Source organism: Marinobacterium jannaschii DSM 6295, from assembly GCF_000620085.1.
Taxonomy (GTDB): domain Bacteria; phylum Pseudomonadota; class Gammaproteobacteria; order Pseudomonadales; family Balneatricaceae; genus Pontibacterium; species Pontibacterium jannaschii.
On sequence record NZ_JHVJ01000030.1, the window covers coordinates 44,496 to 63,265 of the forward strand.

Sequence of the window (18,770 nt, forward strand, 5' to 3'; positions counted from 1 at the left end):
CCGCACCGGGCCAGCAAGCCTGATGCCGAAAAGCGGATTCTAAATTACCCTCGCCGGTAAAGCCCTCCGCTTTACCAATACGAACCGCAAGGAACGGAAGTTCCTTTTCACGGTGTTTCTGGCCGGTATCCGGGCTTATGAGGGGGAGTCCAATACTCCCGGTATCCGCCTTCCCATGCCCTGGCGGGGCTCAGTGGCTTAAAATGGATACCTTTACTCATCTACCGTTGCGGGGGCAGCGTCGGCTTAGCTGAAACAATTGAACCGACTTCCCGATTAAAGCGACTGCTTGGTCGCTACCAGAGACAGCAGGGATTATTGCAGGCATGGGCCTGAAGTCAATCAATTCGCAAGCAGGGAATGAGAAGCTTTCTCAGTTGATGCTGAATGGAATTCATAAACGAAAAATGGCTCCTGCAAGAGGAGCCATTTTAGCTGTCACGATTCAGCATAGGGCCGCAAGGGGCTTATTTCACTTTCCAGCTGATCTGCTCACCGGCACGGATCGGCACTACGCTGGAATCACCCAGAGGGTAAGTTGCCGGTACATCCCAGCTTTCCTTAACCAGTGTAATGGTGTCGCTGTTGCGCGGCAGTCCATAGAAGTCGGGACCATTGAAAGAGGCGAAAGCTTCCAGTTTATCCAGCGCACCTGCTTCTTCGAAGGCTTCGGCGTACAGCTCAATTGAGGCATGCGCGGTATAGGCACCGGCACAACCACAGGCCGCTTCCTTCTTGTCCTTATAGTGCGGTGCCGAGTCGGTACCGAGGAAGAACTTGTTGCTGCCGCTGGTGGCTGCCTTAATCAGTGCTTCCTGATGAGTGTTGCGCTTCAGGATCGGCAGGCAGTAGTAGTGCGGGCGAATACCGCCCGCCAGCATATGGTTACGGTTGTACAGCAGGTGGTGGGCGGTAATGGTGGCGCCCAGGTTTTCACCGGCGGCCATCACGAAATCGGCGGCATCTTTAGTGGTGATATGTTCCAGTACGATCTTCAGGTTCGGGAAGTCATTGACCACCTGTTTCAGGGTGGAATCGATATAGGCCTTCTCGCGATCGAAGATGTCGATGGAGGAGTCGGTCACTTCGCCGTGCAGCAGCAGCAGCATGCCGACTTCCTGCATCGCTTCCAGTGCTGGATAGATGTTATTGATGGAAGTCACACCGGAAGCGGAGTTGGTGGTCGCACCGGCCGGATACAGCTTGGCGGCATAGATCAGGCCGCTTGCCTTGGCTTTGCGGATCTCTTCCGGAGAGGTGTTATCGGTCAGGTAAAGCACCATCAATGGATCAAAATTACCCTGCGGGCCCGCTGCCATAATCCGCTGGCGATAGCTTAACGCCGTTTCGGTGCAGGTCGCTGGAGGTACCAGGTTTGGCATGATGATCGCGCGGCCCATATAGCGGCTTGCATCACGTACGGTATCGACCAGTTGCTCACCATCTCGCAGATGGATGTGCCAGTCGTCGGGGCGGGTAATTGTCAGTGTGGTCATATCAGGCTCAGTGTCGGAGTGTTGCGGAAAGTGTCTGTGGCTGTCTCAGGGGCAGGCCAAGACTAATTATCTCCTGTCGGCAGGCAAATAACTATCCCTGTCATCAGCACGGCCTGGCGGTGTGCCGGGTTAGTCAAAGCCCAAAGGTGGCAACCGGCCTGTTCCTGAATTGCGTGAAAGATCCGGAATGTTTTGAAGCGGCCTGGGAGACGCTGGATCCGGAGTGCCCAGGCGATGATGGTTTCCTGATTTTGGATTTCTTCACATTTTCTCCACGATTGTGGCCGGGTCTTCGGAAATTTAACTGATAGAATAATTGTGAGCCTTAAATAACAGACCTGAAAATAAGTAAAAAGTGTCGCAGATTGGAGTCATCTTTGTGGTCTTTGAATTGTAATGAATTAATTACGGTAAGCGATTTCTGGGTGTGAATAGATATTAAGTGATCGATAAAGAATTATTATCGTACGGTTGTTTAAATCAGATGTTACTAATGTATTTAAACGATTGTTTGAATAAGGTTTTTCTAATGTTTGCAAATGGGCTGATTTTACAGGCGATTTGAATTTGAGATCAGCGAAGATCGTGACCTTGGTGTACTTTTGGTTGTTTTGTGCTCTGCTGTTTTTTGTCAAAGGTCATGTAAATACCGTTGATTGATCAATGCCTTATGCTAGAATTGCCGAAATTGACTGATTTTTGTACGAAAAATAACCTACTCACTGGTAGGCAATTTGTGGGGCTGCTTGCGTAGCCGGCCTCAGGCTTTTTTCGTACTGAAAGAAAAGTGAAATGATAACTTTCTATCATTTCAGCGACCGACATCCTGTGATACCTGTAGATACCTTGGTCCTATTGTTTATTTTAAGAGATCAAAACCGGTAGGTTGGTCTGTACTGGTCGATCTTAAGGCTTCTTAAGATTCACTTAATATTCACTGAGTATGATGCCCTGGCGGATGTCGGGGGCTTGATATTAAGTTTCTGGTTTTTAGTCATCCGTATGTTTAATGGCGCTGGTTATCTTTAGTTAATTTTGAGGCGCTTTATACCCGTTTTTTGTCTGGATGGATTATTTTCCGAAGAACTCGGAAAAAGTCGGTCTGGATTTTCTGACGCCCCGGAAAGGGTGTTTGGCGTGGGGACGGCCAGAGGCTGTATCTCATCAGGTAATTAAACAATTAGTATCTAAGAACTCCGTCATATTCATGGGGGATTGGGAACCTGTGCCTGTAAGGATTGGGAACCCCCTGGGTGAGTGTAAAAACGGGAGTTGGCTCTGCTGATTGTTACTGCCGGTTGGGTGCGTCTTAGGCTTTAACAAATAGGGTGAGAAAAAATGGATCTTTCCAGGTTGTATGAGAAGCGCTGGTGGGTAGTGCTTCTTAGCATTCTGAGCATTATTGTAGTGGCCACCGGTGCTGCGAACGTCGTGCAGACGGCCGACTACAAAGTCTACTTCGATAAAGGCGACGAGCTGCTGATGCGCTCGGAAAAACTGGGAGATGATTACTCCCGGAGCGACAACGTGCTGTTCGTACTGGCACCGAAAAACGGTGAAGTATTTACACAGCAAACCCTTGCTGCGGTTAAGACACTAACCGAAAAGGCATGGAAGCTACCCCTGTCGACCCGGGTCGACTCCATCACCAACTACCAGCATAGCTATGCCGACCAGGATGAGCTGATTATTGCTGATCTGGTGGCCGACCCGGCTGCACTGGATGCGCAGCAACTGGCGGCGGTGAAAACAACCGCGCTGGCTGAGCCGAACCTGAAAAGACGCCTGATCTCTGAAGACGGCAAGGTGACAGCGGTCAATGTCACCATCAACTTTACGGATGGCAAGGTCGATACCGAGACCCGTGAAGTGGTTGCCGCAGCCCGTGCCCTGGTGGCCGAGACCGAGGCGGCGCATCCGCAGATCGACCTCTACCTGACCGGTATCGTGCTGATGAATAACGCCTTCCCGGAAACTTCCGAGAAGGACGGTGCCACCCTGGTACCGGCGATGCTGCTGATCATTCTGGTGGGCCTGTTCCTGCTGCTGCGCTCTGCCGCTGCCGTTGGTGTAACGCTGCTGGTGATGTTGCTTTCCATTGCCGCTTCCATGGGTGTGGCTGGCTGGATGGGTTATAAGATCAACCCGGTTTCCGGCGCGGCGCCGATTATTATCCTCACCGTGGCGGTGGCGGACTGTGTGCATATTCTGATCAGTTTCTTCCACAACTTCCGCAATACGGCGATGTGTAAGGGCGAAGCGATGGGCGCGGCGATCAAGAGCAATGCCCGTCCGGTACTGCTGACCACGCTGAGCACCGGTATCGGTTTCCTCAGCATGAACTTCTCCGATGCTCCGCCGTTCCGCGAGCTGGGTAACATCGTTGCCGGTGGTATCTTCGCGGCCTGCTTCCTGTCGCTGACTCTGCTGCCAGCGCTGCTGACCCTGCTGCCACTGAAGAAGGGCAAACAGGAGGGCAAGCAGAATCTACGCCTGTCCAACGCACTGCTGTCACTGTCGAAGAAGGTCTGGGCGGCACCGCGTCAGATCCTGATTGGTGGCCTGATCGCCTCTGTCCTGCTCAGTGCGGCGGCGTTTAAGAACGAGCTGAATGAAGATTTCGTGCGCTACTTTGACGAGAGCTTCGATGTCCGCGTCTCCACCGAATTCACCCTGAAGAACCTGACCGGTATCAGCGTGGTGGAGTATGACTTTGCCGCCCCTGAGGGTAACTCTGTCAGCGATCCGGCTTACCTCAACAAGCTCGACAGCTTCGCCCAGTGGCTCTACCAGCAGCCGGAAGTGAAGCACGTTAATACGTTCTCCGACACCATCAAGCGCCTGAACAAGAACCTCAATGGTGATCGCGAAGAGGCCTATCAGATTCCTGACAGCAATGATCTGATCGCCCAGTACATCCTGCTGTACGAAAACTCCCTGCCGTTTGGCCTGGGTATTACCGACCGCGTGCTGTTCGATAAGTCCGGCAGCCGGGTTACTGTGACTCTGGGTGATGTCACCAACAACCAGTTGCTGGCTTTCGAGGCCCGCTCACAGGGTTGGTTGAAGCAGAACTTCCCGCAGGCGATGCGCAGCGAAGGGCTGGGCTGGTCGATGATGTTTGGCGGCGTAGCGCAGAAGAATATCGCCAGCATGCTGGAAGCGACCTTCCTGGCGGTGCTGCTGATCTCAGTGATCATGGCCTGGTCGTTCCGTTCGGTGAAACTGGGCGTGCTGAGCTTGCTGCCTAACCTGGCACCGGCCTTTGTGGCGCTGGGTGTCTGGGGCCTGACTGTCGGCTTTATCGGCATGGCGGCCTCAATCATCACCGCGCTGACCTTTGGCATCGTGGTGGATGACAGCATCCACTTTATCAACCGCTACATGCATAACCGCCGCAGTTTGGGGATGTCCCTGAAGGACGCACTGGAGAACACCTTTGTCACTGTCGGTAAGGCGATTGTGGTGACCTCGGTGATCCTGGTGATCGGCTTCGCACTGCTGACCACATCCGGTTTCAAGGTTAACAGCGTGATCGGTTACCTCTCTGCTATCACCATCTTCGTTGCGGTGGTGATGGATCTGGTGCTGCTGCCAGCACTGCTGATCAAACTGGACAAATGGCTGTTCCCTTCAAACAGCGATGCGAACGCAACGGCCGCTGACAAAGCGACCGTCTCCGCCCAGTAATCCTAAAACGACAAGCGAGCCGTGGAGCTGCCTGATATGGATAATTCAGGTGGCTCTGCCCTGAAAGCCATGAAAGAACTAATACCTTTTGAGGGTGATTCACTGATCGACCTGATCCGCTTCCGTGCGCGTGTTCAGCCCGATCAGCTGGCCTACACCCATCTGAAAGAGAAGAAAAACGAGATCGCCGAGATCAGTTACCGCGAACTGGAAGAGCGGATTCTGATCCTGGCAGCCCGCCTGCAGCGCCGACAGGTAGCCGGTGAGCGGCTGATCCTGATGTACCCTTCGGGGCTGGATTATCTGGTGGCTTACTTTGCCACCCTATTTGCCGGCGCCATTGCGGTACCTGTTTATGAGCCGCGCCAGAGCACCCATTACAATCGACTGGAGAGCATCCTAAAGGATGCAAAACCCAGGCTGTTGCTGACCGATCAGGCGACGCTGCAGCGCTCCAGCGAAGAGAGTATCGCCAGCCTGAGCCTGTTCGGTGCCGAATGGTTCTGCACCGACAGCGACGAGGCTGAGCCGGTCAGTGCCGCTGACTGGCAGCCGATCGAGCTGGCGCAGGACGATGTGGTGTTCCTGCAGTATACCTCCGGCTCCACCGGTAACCCCAAAGGGGTGATGGTGAGCAACGGCAACCTGATGCACAACTCGGCGATGATCAAGGCGGCGACCAAGCCCCATGCGGATTTCGTCAATGTCTCCTGGCTGCCGCCTTACCACGATATGGGGCTGATCGGGGCACTGCTGCAACCGCTCTACAGCGGTTACCACTGTGTCTTTATGTCGCCGGTAACGGCAATCCAACGTCCGATTCGCTTGCTGGAGGCGATCCAGAAATACCGCGGCACCATCTGCGGCGGGCCGAACTTTATCTACGAAGCCTGCGTCAGCCGGATCCGCGATAAGCAGTTGGATGGCTTAGACCTGAGCAGCTGGGAAGTCGCCTTCAACGGTGCCGAGCCGATCAATGCCGACACCCTGAGCCGTTTCAGCGAGCGTTTCGAGGCCTTTGGCTTTAACCCGGATGCCCATTTCCCTTGCTACGGCATGGCCGAGACCACCCTGTTCGTGTCCGGTGCCGAGACCTTTGCCGGGGCTGTGGTTCGTGGTTACGACAAGGAGGGCCTGGCCCGGGGTGAAGCGATTGCGGCGCAGGGTGATAAAGCCCGCGAACTGGTCAGCAGTGGCCGGGTGTTCGAGTCGGAGATGACGGTCAAGATCGTCGATCCGGTCAGCTGTCTGCCCTGCGATGAGCGCCGCATCGGCGAGATCTGGATCCGTGGCGGCAGCGTCGCCAGCGGCTACTGGCAGCGCGACGAGGTGCCGGGTGAGGATTTCTTCGGCCTGATCGAGGGTGATAACGCCCACCGCTACCTGCGTACCGGCGACCTGGGCTTCTTCGATGGCCAGGAGCTGTTTATCTCCGGCCGCACCAAGGACCTGATCATCATTCGCGGCAAGAACCACTACCCGCAGGATATCGAGTACAGCGTAGCCGGCGCCCATGCCGAACTGAAGCCGGACTCCGGTGCCGCCTTCGCGGTGGATATCGACGGCTTCGAGCAGCTGGTGATGCTGCAGGAGCTGAATATCCGTATCGACGAAGCCGGGCAGGGGGAGATCCTTGAGGAGATCCGCACGGTGGTGTCGCGTCAGCACGAGATGCAGTTGGCGGACCTGCGCTTTATCCGTCCCGGTACTTTGCCCAAGACCACCAGCGGCAAGATCCAGCGTCAGGCAGCGAAGCGGATGTACCTGGCGATGCTCAACGGCGATAGCCATAAATAACAGGAATAACAACAATGGAAGCTACAATTTCGCAGCTGGCTAAACTGCCACAGCACCAGGCGGCGATCGACGTTGAGTACGCCCTGGGTGATCCCAATGATGAAACCAGCCTGATGTCCTACAAGCGGGTGATGGAGCTGGATGAGGCTGAATTCTTCCAGGAGGAGTTCTTTCAGTACCTGCTGTCGATCAAACTACACCACAACTATGTGCCGGCGGAGCTGGGCGGCAAGTTTAAAAGCTACGAGCAGCTCTACGCCCTGGGGAAGGTACTGGCGCGTCGTGACCTGGCCACCGCTGTGACCATGAGCACCATGATCTGGTCAAACCTGGTATGGATCGGCGGCGATCAGGCGTTGAAAGAGCGTTGCGCCGAGATCACTAAATCCTACAACGGTGCCATGTGCCTGGCCTACTCCGAAGAGGATCATGGTGCCGACCTGCTGGCCAATAAGCTGACTGCCACCGAAACCGACGATGGCTTTATCCTCGACGGGGAGAAGTGGCCGATCAACCGCGCATCCCGCTCCGAAGTGGTGATGTTGCTGGCACGCACCGCCAACGATCGCGGTGCCCGTAACCTGTCCCTGTTTATGGTGGAGAAGAGCAAGATCGATTGCTCCACCTTTACCTACCTGCCGAAGGTGAAGACCCATGGCCTGCGTGGCTGTGATATCTGCGGCATCCGTTTCAGCGGTACCAAGCTGCCGAAATCGGCACTGATCGGTAAGGTCGGTGACGGCCTGGAACTGGCGATCAAGACCTTCCAGGTGACCCGTACTCTTTGTGCAGCGTTGTCGGTGGGTGCGCTGGAAAATAACCTGCGGGTGGTAATGGAGTTTGCCCTGGAGCGCCAGCTTTATCGCGGTAATGTGTTCGATATTCCTAACGCCCGTCACTATCTCAGCGGAGCTTTCGCCGACCTGCAGGTGAGCGATGCCATGGGCACCGCCCTGTCGCGTGCCCTGCATGTGATCCCACAGCAGTTCAGTATCCTCTCAGCGGTAGCCAAGTGTTTCGCACCGTATAAACTGGATAAGGCGCAGAAAGACCTGGCCACCGTGCTGGGTGCGCGCTTCTTCTTCCGTGAGAAGCACAAAGAGGGGATCTTCCAGAAGTCCCTGCGAGACAGCCAGGTGGTGAGCCTGTTTGATGGCAGCTCCGAGGTCAATCTCTACTCCATGACCACCCAGCTGCCGATCCTGGCGCGCCGCCAGCGCAAGGCATTTGGCAAGGGCAAACTGGTGGATCCGCAGACCCTGAGCGCCATTTTCGATGAGAGTCAGGCGGTGGAAACCTTTGATGGCAGCCGACTGGATCTTTCCAGCCATGGCCGTGACTTCATTATGGAGAGCTTCCCCCAGGCGATCGCCGCGCTGCAGCAGATTGAAGCGCCGAACGAGACCCAGGTCTGCATCCTGCAACTGGCCGAGACTTTGTTTGCCAAGCATAGCGCCAACATGGCTCGGATTCTGGAAGGGGGTGAGCGCAAGATCGAGCTGCAATCGCCAACTATGTTCACCCTGGCACGCCAGTACTGCATTATCCACGCTGGTATCTGCGCCCTGAACTACTGGCTGCATAACCTGCAACACAGTGACAGTTATGTCGCCGCCGGTGACTGGCTGGCCCTGGGCCTGCAGCGCCTGCTGCTGGAGCTGCATATCGATGATCAGGAGATCCCGGAGGCGATCAATCAGCGTGTCGCCGATGAACTGCTGGCCCGTAGCACCGAACAGGACAGCTACAGCCTGGTCTCCCTGTCCCTGCCTGAAAAACAACTTGAAGCCGTTGAGAAAATCGCATGACTGATATGACTACCGCCGCCCCAGCCGTGACCGATGTACAGAACAAAGTTGTCGAACTGCTGGCCGAGTGCCTGAAAGTCGACCGCTCCGAGATCGACCTTGAGAAACAGCTGACCAGCTACGGCCTGGATTCGATCGATGCCGTCACTATGGTCGGGGATATCGAAGACTGGCTGGAGATCGAACTGCCCAGCACCCTGTTCTGGGACTGCGAGAACATTCGTGAAGTCGCCAGCTTCATTGTGGATAACTTCGACGACCTGGCTGAGTAATCAGCGGGCAGGCGGGCCACAGAGCCCGTCTGCCAATACCGGCCACGTATCAGGATTTTCAAGGACGCTTCTATGACCCTTTCCGTCAGACCGATTACCGATGTGCAGAAGGGACTGGTCTACCTGCAACAGATCAATCCCCAGACCGCTGCCTACAATGTGGTGTTTGCCGCCAAGATTGAAGGAGAGTTTGATTTCGACTCCTTGCAGGCCGCTTTTTATCACCTGCAACAGCAGCACCTTGTGTTGCGCGAGCTGTTTGCCGAGGAAAATGGCGAGCTGATCGCCCGCGAACAGTCGACGCTGAAACTGGATATCCGCCGTGAGGATATCGCGTCGCTCTCCCCTGAGCAGGCGCACGCCCATATCTATGCCGCCTCCAGGGTGGCGTTCAATCTCTATCAGGATCTTTGTCTGAGGGTTGAACTGTTCCGTCTCAGTGAGAGCGAAACCGTGATGACGCTGGTCGCGCATCATGCCAATTTCGATTTCTGGTCACTGGCACTGCTGCTGGAGCAGCTGGCGGGGCATTATCAGGCCCTGAGTGCGGGTGACAGCCTGGCGCTGGACAGCGAGGCGATCCAGTTCGATCAGTACGTTGATCACCTGCAAGCGCTGCAGCAGAAGGATAAGTACCAGGCTGCCCGCGAGGAGCTATTGGCAGGCTTGCGGGGCAGCGACGGGGTGCTGAATCTCTCCACCGACCACTCGCGGTCACGCCTTAACCCGATGTCGGGTACTTCCTACAGCTTCGCCATTCCTGCGGATCTGACGGCAGCCGTGCATGAAACCGCCAAGGCACATAAAGTCACCCCGTATATGTACCTGCTCAGCGCCTTCCAGCTGGCGCTGCACCGCTACAGCGGTCAGGATGATCTGCTGGTGGGTACCCCGGCGGCCGGTCGCGATAAGCGTAAGTGGAACGGGGTGATGGGTAACTTCGTCAATACCCTGGTGCTGCGCAGTCAGGTCGATGAGACGAGCGACTTCGCCCAGATGCTGGCCAACACCTACCAGCGCGTCGTTACTTCGGTGCGTCACCAGAGCGTGCAGTTCCCGCAGCTGGTGGAAGGGCTGGGGCTGAAGCGTGACAGCAGCCGTACGCCGCTGATTCAGGCCAGTTTCGCCTGGGACCGGCTGCCGCAGTTTGCCGATATGGCTCACTTTTTCAGCCACTCCGATTGCAGCGCCACTGTAGAGTGGGGCGGCCTGAACCTGAGTCCGTACTGGATTCCTCAGCAGGAAGGTCAGTTTGATCTGGCGCTGGAGATGGGGGCCGAGATCGCCGGTGAGCTGACCGCCACCCTGAAATTCCGCGACGACCTGTTTGAGGCTGAAAGCGCCGCCTGCTTCGCGGCTAACTTTGTTGAGCTGCTGGGGCAGGTGACCGCCGATCCACAGCAGAATATTCACCAGGTGAAGCTGGTCGATGCTGAACAGCAGCAACGGATACTGGGGCTGGCCGACTCCGATATTCCGGTCAGTCCGGCGGTGAATACGGTGCATGGCCTGTTTCAGCAGCAGGCGGGAGAGACCCCGGATGCGATCGCCGTGCGTGATCCGGATGGTGCTATGAGCTACCAGCAGCTGGAGACTGAATCCAGCCGTATCGCCGCCCTGCTGCAGTCGGAATACAAGGTGGCGGGTAAGCGGGTGGCGATCTGTCATCAGCGCAACCGCTACCTGCTGGTCAATCTGCTGGCGATCTTTAAGGCCGGTGCCAGCTATGTACCGATCGATCCCAATGTACCGGCGGCGCGCTCGCAGATGATCATCGAGGATGGTGACCTGAGCCTGCTGATCCAGGACGAGGCGATCAATCACCTGGATTTCTCTGCCGAACTTCCGGTAGTCGGTGCCAGGATGCTGGGGATCGCGGCGGCTGCGGCGGAATCCCTGCCAGCCGCTCAGCCAGCGGCGCAGGTATCGGGCGATGATATCGCCTATATGATCTTTACCTCCGGCTCTACCGGACGGCCCAAGGGCGTATCCGTGCCGCACGGCTGCGTGGTGAACCTGCTGAGCAGCTTTGCCCAGTATCCGGGGATACGCCAGCAGCAGAGCCTGCTGGCGGTAACGACGATCTCTTTTGATATCTCGGTGCTGGAGCTGTTCCTGCCGATTACTCACGGTGGTGAGACTATCATTATCGGCAGTGACGCTTCGGCCGATCCGCAGCAGCTGATCGCCTATATGGAGCAATTTCGGCCGCAGATCATGCAGGCGACCCCATCCCACTGGCGTATGCTGCTGGAAGCCGGCTGGCAGGGTGATCAGGCACTGACGGTCTACTGTGGCGGTGAGGCGCTGCCGCGCTCGCTGGCGGAGCAGCTGCTGGAAAACTGTGCCGATCTCTACAATGTCTACGGCCCGACCGAGACCACCATCTGGTCGACTATCGAACACTACCGTGGCGGTGATGTCAGCATCGGCCGACCGATCGCCAACACCCAGGTCTATGTGGTGGACAGCAACCACCAGATCGTACCCCAAGGCGTGGTAGGCGAACTCTGCATCGGCGGTGACGGTGTCACTCAGGGCTACTTTGAAAAGCCACAGCTGACCGCTGATGCCTTTATTGAGGCAGACTTCGTCACCGGAACTATCTACAAAACCGGCGACCAGGCGCGGATTAACTCCCGCGGCAAGCTGGAATGCCTGGGCCGGATCGGCAACCAGGTGAAGATCCGCGGTTTCCGTATCGAGCTGGACGATATCGAAGAGAACCTGCGCAAGATCGATGGCATCAGCAACGCCGTGGTGGCAGCCAAAGCGCAGGCTGACGACAAGGTGCTGGTCTGCTACTACGTGGCTGAGGGCGAAAGCGCGGTCGAGAGCAAAGCAATCCGTGAGCAGCTCAAGGCAGCGTTACCCGCCTATATGGTACCGAACCTGTTCCAGCCAATGGCGCAGTTGCCGATGACCGCCAATGGTAAGGTTGACCGCAAGCAGCTGCCGGAGCCGCAGGCGCAACAGAGCGATCGCGAATTGATGGCACCGCGCGGCGAGCTGGAATCCCGGTTGCTGAGCCTGTGGCAGCAGGTGCTGAAGCAGGAACTGATCAGTATTGAGGATGACTTCTACGATATTGGTGGACACTCTCTGCTGGCGGTACAGCTAACTGGCAGGATCAACCAGCAGCTGGGGCTTGAACTGGATAATCAGTTTTTGCTGAGTAACACCACCATCGCCGCGATGGCTGCCGCGATCGAGTCGGGCGAGACCGACAACGCCCACCCCACCCTGGTCACCCTCAATAAGGGTGATAGTAGTCGCACGCCGCTGTTCCTGATGCACCCGATCGGCGGCACGGTTTACTGCTATATGGCGCTGGCCCAGGCGATGGATAAGCAGCAACCGCTCTATGCCTTCCAGTCGCCGGGGATCGAAGAGGCGGAAGAGGCTGAGGTCGGTATCGAAGAGATCAGCCGTCATTACGTCAGGGTGATCCAGGAAGTACAGCCGGAAGGCCCAATCCTGCTGGGCGGTTGGTGCTTCGGTGGCGTGCTGGCCTATGAAGCAACCCGTCAGCTGCAGGCGGCCGGACGTGAAGTGGCGCAGATCTACTCCTTCGACACCCGTGCACCGATCGTCGCTAACCACCCGGACGATGGCGACGATGCCACCCTGCTGTCCTGGTTTGCCCGCGACCTGGCGGTACCGCACAACAAGACCCTGCATATCCCGCCCGAAGAACTGCGCGAGATCGAGGTCGACGAGCAGTTTGAGTATGTACTTGAGCGCGCCAAGGCGATCGGCGTAATCGACGCCGATGCCGATGAGGAGAAACTGCTCAACTACTTCTCCGTCTATATCGCCAACGGCATGGCACTGCAGATGTACGAAGAACACAGTGTCGATGTGCCGCTAACCCTCTATTTCGCCCGTGATGAAACGGTCGACTACGGCCCGCTGCTGGGCTGGGATCAGCTGCTGCAGCAGGGACTGTGCAAGGTCGATATCGCCGGTGACCATAACTCGATTATGTATAAGCCGCAGGTGCAGCAGATCGCTGATGACCTGAGCTGCCGCCTGAACGACTACCATTTTCAAACCACGGCCGAGGTCGTGACAGAGGAGGTTGCCTGATGAGCAACACTAAAGAGATCACTATGGAGAAGGAATACGTCCTCAAGGCCCCGCTGGCCGAGGTCTATGCGTTCCTCTCCAACCCGGAAAACGACGATATCTGGCAGGGCTCCTGCGACCGCGTCGAGATGCAGCAACCCGGCGAGCCGGTTGCCGCAGGCTCCAAGTACAACATTCACTTCAGCTTTCTCAGCCGCAAGATGAGCTTCGAAGCCGAAGTCAGCGAGTACGAGTTTGAAAAGAGCTACGGCTACCAATCCACCGAAGGCCCGATGCCTTATGAAGGCCGCTACGTCTTTACCGAAACCGAAGAAGGCGTCCACGTGAACTGGACCTTCGGTGCCACCCCCGGAAAATTCTTCGGCATCATCCCCAAAGCCCTGATCCGCAAGACCATGGATAAAAAGGTGCTGGAAGATATCGAACGCCTGCAACAGCACTTTGCCAGCGCAACCATCAACTAGCTTTCTCTCCCACCCCTCCTGAGAAACCAAAGCCGCGCCCCCACGCGGCTTTGGTTTCTTTAAATAGGCTCTATGGCCAGCTCCCGATTTAAGCCGCTAACAAAATTGGTTAGTCGCGGTATAAAACTTAACTTGCCTATTTACTGCACAATAGGGTTAAATTCGCGTCATTAATCATGGAATGTCTGATGTTGTCGGAAGGGAATCTGATTCTGCTATTCAGTGGTTTGTTACTGCCTTAGTGCACTACCAGTAAGCCCTCTTGCATCGGGCTTAGCATAGGCTAGCGACTTTACTTCTTCTAATTCCCTTCCCGCACCAGCCTTCCCTGCACCCTATCTGATTGTCGGGGTGTTCGAATTTATGCTGAGTAAGGGAATCTCCGATGCGCCGCAATCCTGAGTCCAAATCGTCGTTGGCAGCCTCCATCCGCAGGGCCATTAAGGCCACCTGCCTGACCTCATCTGTTCTGCTGTTAACCGCTTGTGGCGGTGGAGGTGGTGGGGGAAGTTCCTCTGATCCGATTCCGGTAGATCCAGATCCAGATCCGATTTCGGTTCCGACGGTTCCGCAGCCGGTTAGTGGTGGCGGCGTTAAAGGCCCTATGGCAAACGCGCTTGTAACGGCGTACCGCATCGATACCACTAAAGCTGGTTTTGTTGGTACAGAGCTGGCCAAAGCGTCGACCAACAGCGTGGCTGAAATCGTCGGACTCAGCATCGACCTGAATTTTGGCCTGCCATTTATCCTGGTGATCGAGGCCGATGATGACACTATCGACCTAAACAGTGGCAAGGCGCCGGTTATCAAGCAGCTGAAGACGGTGGTTACGCCTGAGATGCTTCGGGCTGGTAAGCCACTTTATGCCACACCACTGACCTCGATGGCGGTCGATATGGCCGTGGCCATGAGCGATAGCAACCAGGCGCCGTATCAGGGTGATGGCAATGGCACGGTCACCCTTGACGAGTTTACAAGCGCCCTGGCAGTAGCCGCCGGACAGGTGGTTTCCAGCCTCGGTTATGGTATGGAGACCGGCACGGATCTCTACCGCGCCGTGCCGCTGATCGATGAGAACACGGCCAGCGAAGAGGCCAAGAAAGCGGCAGTGCGCTACCGTACCGCGGTGGAGTCTGTTGCGGCAACCGTGGTTGAACTGCAAGGCAAAGCGGGTGAGTCTGCGGCCACCGAAGAGGTGATGAAGAACCTGGCAGAGGATCTGGCGGATGGTGAAATCGATGGCCGTCTGAAGGACCGTGAGCTGGAGCTGCTGAAAGATATCAATGACCTTGGCGATATTGTCACCAAAGACCCGGCGCAGCGACATATCCCAGATACCGATATTTTGATTGGCGACCTTGAACGGCATCTGGCCAAAGAGGCCAAAATGCGCGGCGTTGACGTCGACGTTGAAGATCTGGAAACAGGTGTTATTGCCCTCGACCCGGAGCTGGCGGCGCTGCTGGCCGATGCCGACCGGGATGGTGTGGCAGACAAGCAGGATCGCTTCCCTTTTAATCCCGAAGAAACCGCAGACCGGGATAACGACGGCGTCGGTGATAATGGCGACCGCTTCCCGGATGATGCCAGTGAAAGCCGCGACAGCGATAACGACGGCTATGGCGATAACGCAGACCGTTTCCCACACGACGTCAGTGAGCATCAGGATAGTGACGGTGATGGTGTAGGGGATAATGGCGACCGCTTCCCGGATGATGCAAGTGAAAGCCGCGATAGCGACGGGGATGGCTATGGTGACAATGCCGATCTATTTCCAGAAGATGCCACAGAATATGAGGATAGTGATGGCGATGGGATTGGGAATAACTCAGATGCGGAGCCTAATATCCCGCTAATCGGGCCTGATAAAGATCGAGATGGAGTTGCTGATTCTAAAGATGCTTTTCCTGAGGATGCGCGAGAGCAGTATGACACTGATGGAGATGGTGTAGGAGACAATCAAGACCGTTTCCCAAACGACCGAAATGAGCATTCCGATCTTGATGGAGATGGTATTGGAGATAACTCAGACGGTACACCACTTGGAAGCTTTGATGGGAATATCTCAGTTGGCAGCTCTGTTATTTTCTATGTAGAGCAGGACGGTGCTGTTGAGTGGAACATTTATAGTGCTCCCGAAAATAGTGCCTACGCGGATATTAACCACGTTGGTAAAGAGTTTTTAATTACTCCAGATGTAGTTGGAAGGTATGACTTTCAAGTGAAGTTAACAACACCTGGAGGTCAACCTTACTATTTGAATGAATTTATGTATGCGCACAACTCCGAACCTGCGGTTGTGGTTAATGGTAATGGTGGAGTGAAAGTTAACGAGCTAACTGTGTTGGATGCGTCACGGAGTTCTGATGCAGATGGTCATTTGCTTTCTTTTAGCTGGGAGCTTATTTCTGCTCCGGATGGTAGTGTGCCAAGTATAATCGGTGATCGAGGGCCGAAACTTAGCTTTATTGCCGATAAGCAGGGGGAATACGTATTAGAACTAACAGTATCGGATGGCTGGTCATCTAAGAAGACGACCATAGATATAGGTGTTAGCCCCTATCAGCTAGAGTTGTTACCATTTAGTCCTGTTGATGCAGAATATAGCGAATATTTGGACAGTATTATAGCTGCATCGACTGATGGTGGTTTTCATATATATAATCCATTTGACCGGTCTCATAAACTTATAGATATTCCTTTTGAGGCGAAAAGTGTGAGTGCTTTCAGGGAGGAGTCTTATGCAATAGTTGCCGGTGATAATTCGGTGGGCTTTTTAAATCTTGATAGTCTTGAACTGGAAGTTTCAATAGTTGGCTTGGATGGGATATCAGAAGCTATCCTAGGGGAAGGAGGGTATGTATACTTATTTCCTGCTGAAGGTTACGAAGATATTACCGTTGTTGATCGGCTAGGGAGTATTGAAAAGCATGATTATTTCTGGGGGCACGTAGCACGAGGTAAAATGCATCCTGATGGTAAATCAGTTTATCTTGTTGACTTAGATAGTATCCCTGTTGATATGGCTAAATACCGAGCTGATGCAGGAAGTGTTCGATTTTTAGGTAGTGATCCGTATCATGGTGCTTATCCAATATGCGACGATTTATGGCCTTCTAATGATGGATTGAGAATGTTTTCTGCATGTGGAAATGTTTTCAGGTCTTCAGATTATGAAGGCCAAGATATGAAATATAATGGTGCACTGGAAGGCTTTGAAAAGGCTAGTTACATTCGTCAAATTGATAGGGAAATACTTGTTGTTTCAGCTCCTGGTTTGGGAGAAGCACAGCAGCTAAATAGCTCTTTCGTTTATAAATATGATAATGATGATTTGAGCTATAAAGGCAAGGATAGACTGCCTGTATTTAAAACGCCTGATGGGAATTACCCGTCGATTGGTAAATATATATTTTATAGCAAAAGGTACAGTAAGCACTTTGTTGTAACTGAGGCTTTTAACCCAACAGAAGAAGCACCAGTCTTTGGAATTGCATCTTTGGATGTTAATACAGTTGATAATCAATTGGTTGCGAATATTTCAGGCCCCTCGTCAGCTATAGTCGGCACAGTGGTTACTCTTGAAGGCCGTCCTGATACAAGTGTTGCTTCAGGCGAACTCAAGTACTTTTGGCGTATATTGAATAAACCTCAGTCAAGTAATATCTCCGTTAGTGATAACGAAAATTTCTCATCATCTTTGCATTTAACAGCTGACGTTCCTGGGGTCTATCAGGTAGCTCTACAAGTTAGCAATAACGGTGTGGCCGGAAAAGAGACAGTTTTTGAATTGCATGTGTCTGATGTAAGCGGGGAAATTTTTACGAGAATTCCAACAGCTGCAATTGATGCTGAATATTCGGACTCTCTCGAAAGGCTAGTCTGGATAGGCGCTACACCCTCTAAGTTATATCAGTTCAGTGTCAATGATAGGCGGATTACAGAGCTCAGCCTACCTGGGGTTCCATACTCTCTATCAGTATCACCTGATGGTAAAAAAGCAGTGGTGGGGTACGCTGGACAGCTGTCCTATATAGACTTAGCTGATAACTCAATATTGAAGACAGTGACGCTGCAGGAGTTGACAAGCTTCCCTTATACTGTAACGCCTTATGACATTGTGCTTACTGATGGTGGATATGCTTATGTTATGCCTAATGCGGGAAGTTGGGTAAAAATCCAGGCAGTTAATCTGAACAGTGGTGCTATAACCTTCAACGAAGGGAGGGATGAATATAATAAAGGAAAAATGGCGTTGAGTGACGATCAGCGTTATATCTATATCGCTACAACTGTTATTACTTCGAATTACATCAAGAAATATGCAATTGATAGTGGTTATGTAGCACTTGTAGGCTCATCTCAAGGCAAGACTTCAAAGCCTACATGTGGAGGTGTTTGGTCATCAGAGGATAACGCAAGTATATTCACCCGTTGTGGGAATGTGCTTTATTCCTCTGAATCGGAAAACGATATGGAGTTTTTTGGTGAATTAGAGCGTTACGGAAGCCACTCTTATATCAAAAGCCTTGACCGTAGAGAAAGTGAAGTAGCAGTGCTTTACGAAGCATGGCCTTCAAGGCTCGGAGTGGGGGATGAAGAGCAAGGAGTGTCCTTTTATAGCACCTCATCGTTTGAGCTATTGCGTCGAGAGTCACTGCCAGAATTCCCTACACAGGATGGCAGTTATGAGGCCTTTGGGCGTTTTCTGTTCTATAACTCAGACGGTAGCCAGCTAATCGTAATCGTTCAGTCTGATGAGGCATCCGGCCTGTTAAAGGATTACGGTATTTTTGTGATCGACCAGTAGTCATAGCAATCTAGAGAAAGTACAAAGACCAGCCCCTCGTGCTGGCCTTTGTACTTTATGTTCGGAATTTATTAACCCCTCCGTTTACTTTCCCCTGCAAGGGATTCGCGCCCCGTGCTACTATGTTGCACGGGATTTTTGGCCTGATCGCGGGGTTCACGGGGCTTCGTTCCGGAATCTGCTTGATGTGGCCTGCCGGGCGCTGTAACGTTTCGCCTTTGGTAACTCACAGGGCTTCTCTCTCCATGCTGTTAATGATCGATAACAGGCATCGACTTCCGCAGTTATCCACATCTTTCCAGTAAGCCCCGCCAGATCAGTACTTTAAGCATAGTCGACTTCCG

8 protein-coding genes and 1 riboswitch are annotated in these 18,770 nt (G+C 54.0%); of the genes, 7 read left to right on the plus strand and 1 reads right to left on the minus strand.

What is annotated here, in order from left to right; all coding sequences use genetic code 11:
• Positions 1 to 103 precede the first annotated feature (103 nt).
• Positions 104 to 319: riboswitch (cobalamin riboswitch) on the minus strand.
• 148 nt (positions 320 to 467) lie between these two features.
• The gene (pyrC, locus tag Q354_RS0113925) at positions 468 to 1,496 is read right to left on the minus strand and encodes a dihydroorotase (protein WP_027858146.1); all 1,029 of its coding nucleotides are present in this window, start codon (positions 1,494 to 1,496) and stop codon (positions 468 to 470) included.
• 1,338 nt (positions 1,497 to 2,834) lie between these two features.
• Here pyrC and Q354_RS25800 point away from each other — a divergent pair.
• The 7 genes from Q354_RS25800 to Q354_RS27475 all read left to right on the plus strand — a co-directional run bounded on the left by Q354_RS25800 (position 2,835) and on the right by Q354_RS27475 (position 18,426).
• Entirely contained in the window at positions 2,835 to 5,186 is a 2,352-nt protein-coding gene (locus Q354_RS25800; RefSeq protein WP_036229877.1) for an efflux RND transporter permease subunit, read from the plus strand.
• Positions 5,187 to 5,222: 36 nt separating this feature from the next.
• Positions 5,223 to 6,983, plus strand: coding sequence for a fatty acyl-AMP ligase (locus Q354_RS25805; RefSeq protein ID WP_156948344.1), 1,761 nt, complete (start codon positions 5,223 to 5,225; stop codon positions 6,981 to 6,983).
• A gap of 14 nt (positions 6,984 to 6,997) precedes the next feature.
• Positions 6,998 to 8,791, plus strand: coding sequence for an acyl-CoA dehydrogenase (locus Q354_RS0113940; RefSeq protein ID WP_051560142.1), 1,794 nt, complete (start codon positions 6,998 to 7,000; stop codon positions 8,789 to 8,791).
• The gene (locus Q354_RS25810; protein ID WP_051560143.1) at positions 8,788 to 9,063 is read left to right on the plus strand and encodes an acyl carrier protein; all 276 of its coding nucleotides are present in this window, start codon (positions 8,788 to 8,790) and stop codon (positions 9,061 to 9,063) included. Before Q354_RS0113940 ends, Q354_RS25810 begins: the two co-directional genes overlap by 4 nt.
• 72 nt (positions 9,064 to 9,135) lie before the next feature.
• Entirely contained in the window at positions 9,136 to 13,152 is a 4,017-nt protein-coding gene (locus tag Q354_RS25815; protein WP_051560144.1) for a non-ribosomal peptide synthetase, read from the plus strand.
• Positions 13,152 to 13,616 (plus strand): SRPBCC family protein, encoded by a 465-nt coding sequence (locus Q354_RS0113955; RefSeq protein ID WP_027858148.1) that lies wholly within the window; start codon positions 13,152 to 13,154, stop codon positions 13,614 to 13,616. Before Q354_RS25815 ends, Q354_RS0113955 begins: the two co-directional genes overlap by 1 nt.
• A gap of 385 nt (positions 13,617 to 14,001) precedes the next feature.
• A complete protein-coding gene (locus Q354_RS27475) occupies positions 14,002 to 18,426 on the plus strand; it encodes a PKD domain-containing protein (protein ID WP_169828890.1) in 4,425 nt (1,474 codons plus the stop codon).
• Positions 18,427 to 18,770: the final 344 nt, after the last annotated feature.

Bases quoted from the DNA above. Each gene is read 5' to 3' on its own strand.
- Q354_RS25810 (WP_051560143.1), top strand. From the start codon at position 8,788: ATGACTGATATGACTACCGCCGCCCCAGCCGTGACCGATGTACAGAAC.
- pyrC (WP_027858146.1), bottom strand. From the start codon at position 1,496: ATGACCACACTGACAATTACCCGCCCCGACGACTGGCACATCCATCTG.
- Q354_RS25805 (WP_156948344.1), top strand. From the start codon at position 5,223: ATGGATAATTCAGGTGGCTCTGCCCTGAAAGCCATGAAAGAACTAATA.
- Q354_RS0113940 (WP_051560142.1), top strand. From the start codon at position 6,998: ATGGAAGCTACAATTTCGCAGCTGGCTAAACTGCCACAGCACCAGGCG.
- Q354_RS25815 (WP_051560144.1), top strand. From the start codon at position 9,136: ATGACCCTTTCCGTCAGACCGATTACCGATGTGCAGAAGGGACTGGTC.
- Q354_RS25800 (WP_036229877.1), top strand. From the start codon at position 2,835: ATGGATCTTTCCAGGTTGTATGAGAAGCGCTGGTGGGTAGTGCTTCTT.
- Q354_RS0113955 (WP_027858148.1), top strand. From the start codon at position 13,152: ATGAGCAACACTAAAGAGATCACTATGGAGAAGGAATACGTCCTCAAG.
- Q354_RS27475 (WP_169828890.1), top strand. From the start codon at position 14,002: ATGCGCCGCAATCCTGAGTCCAAATCGTCGTTGGCAGCCTCCATCCGC.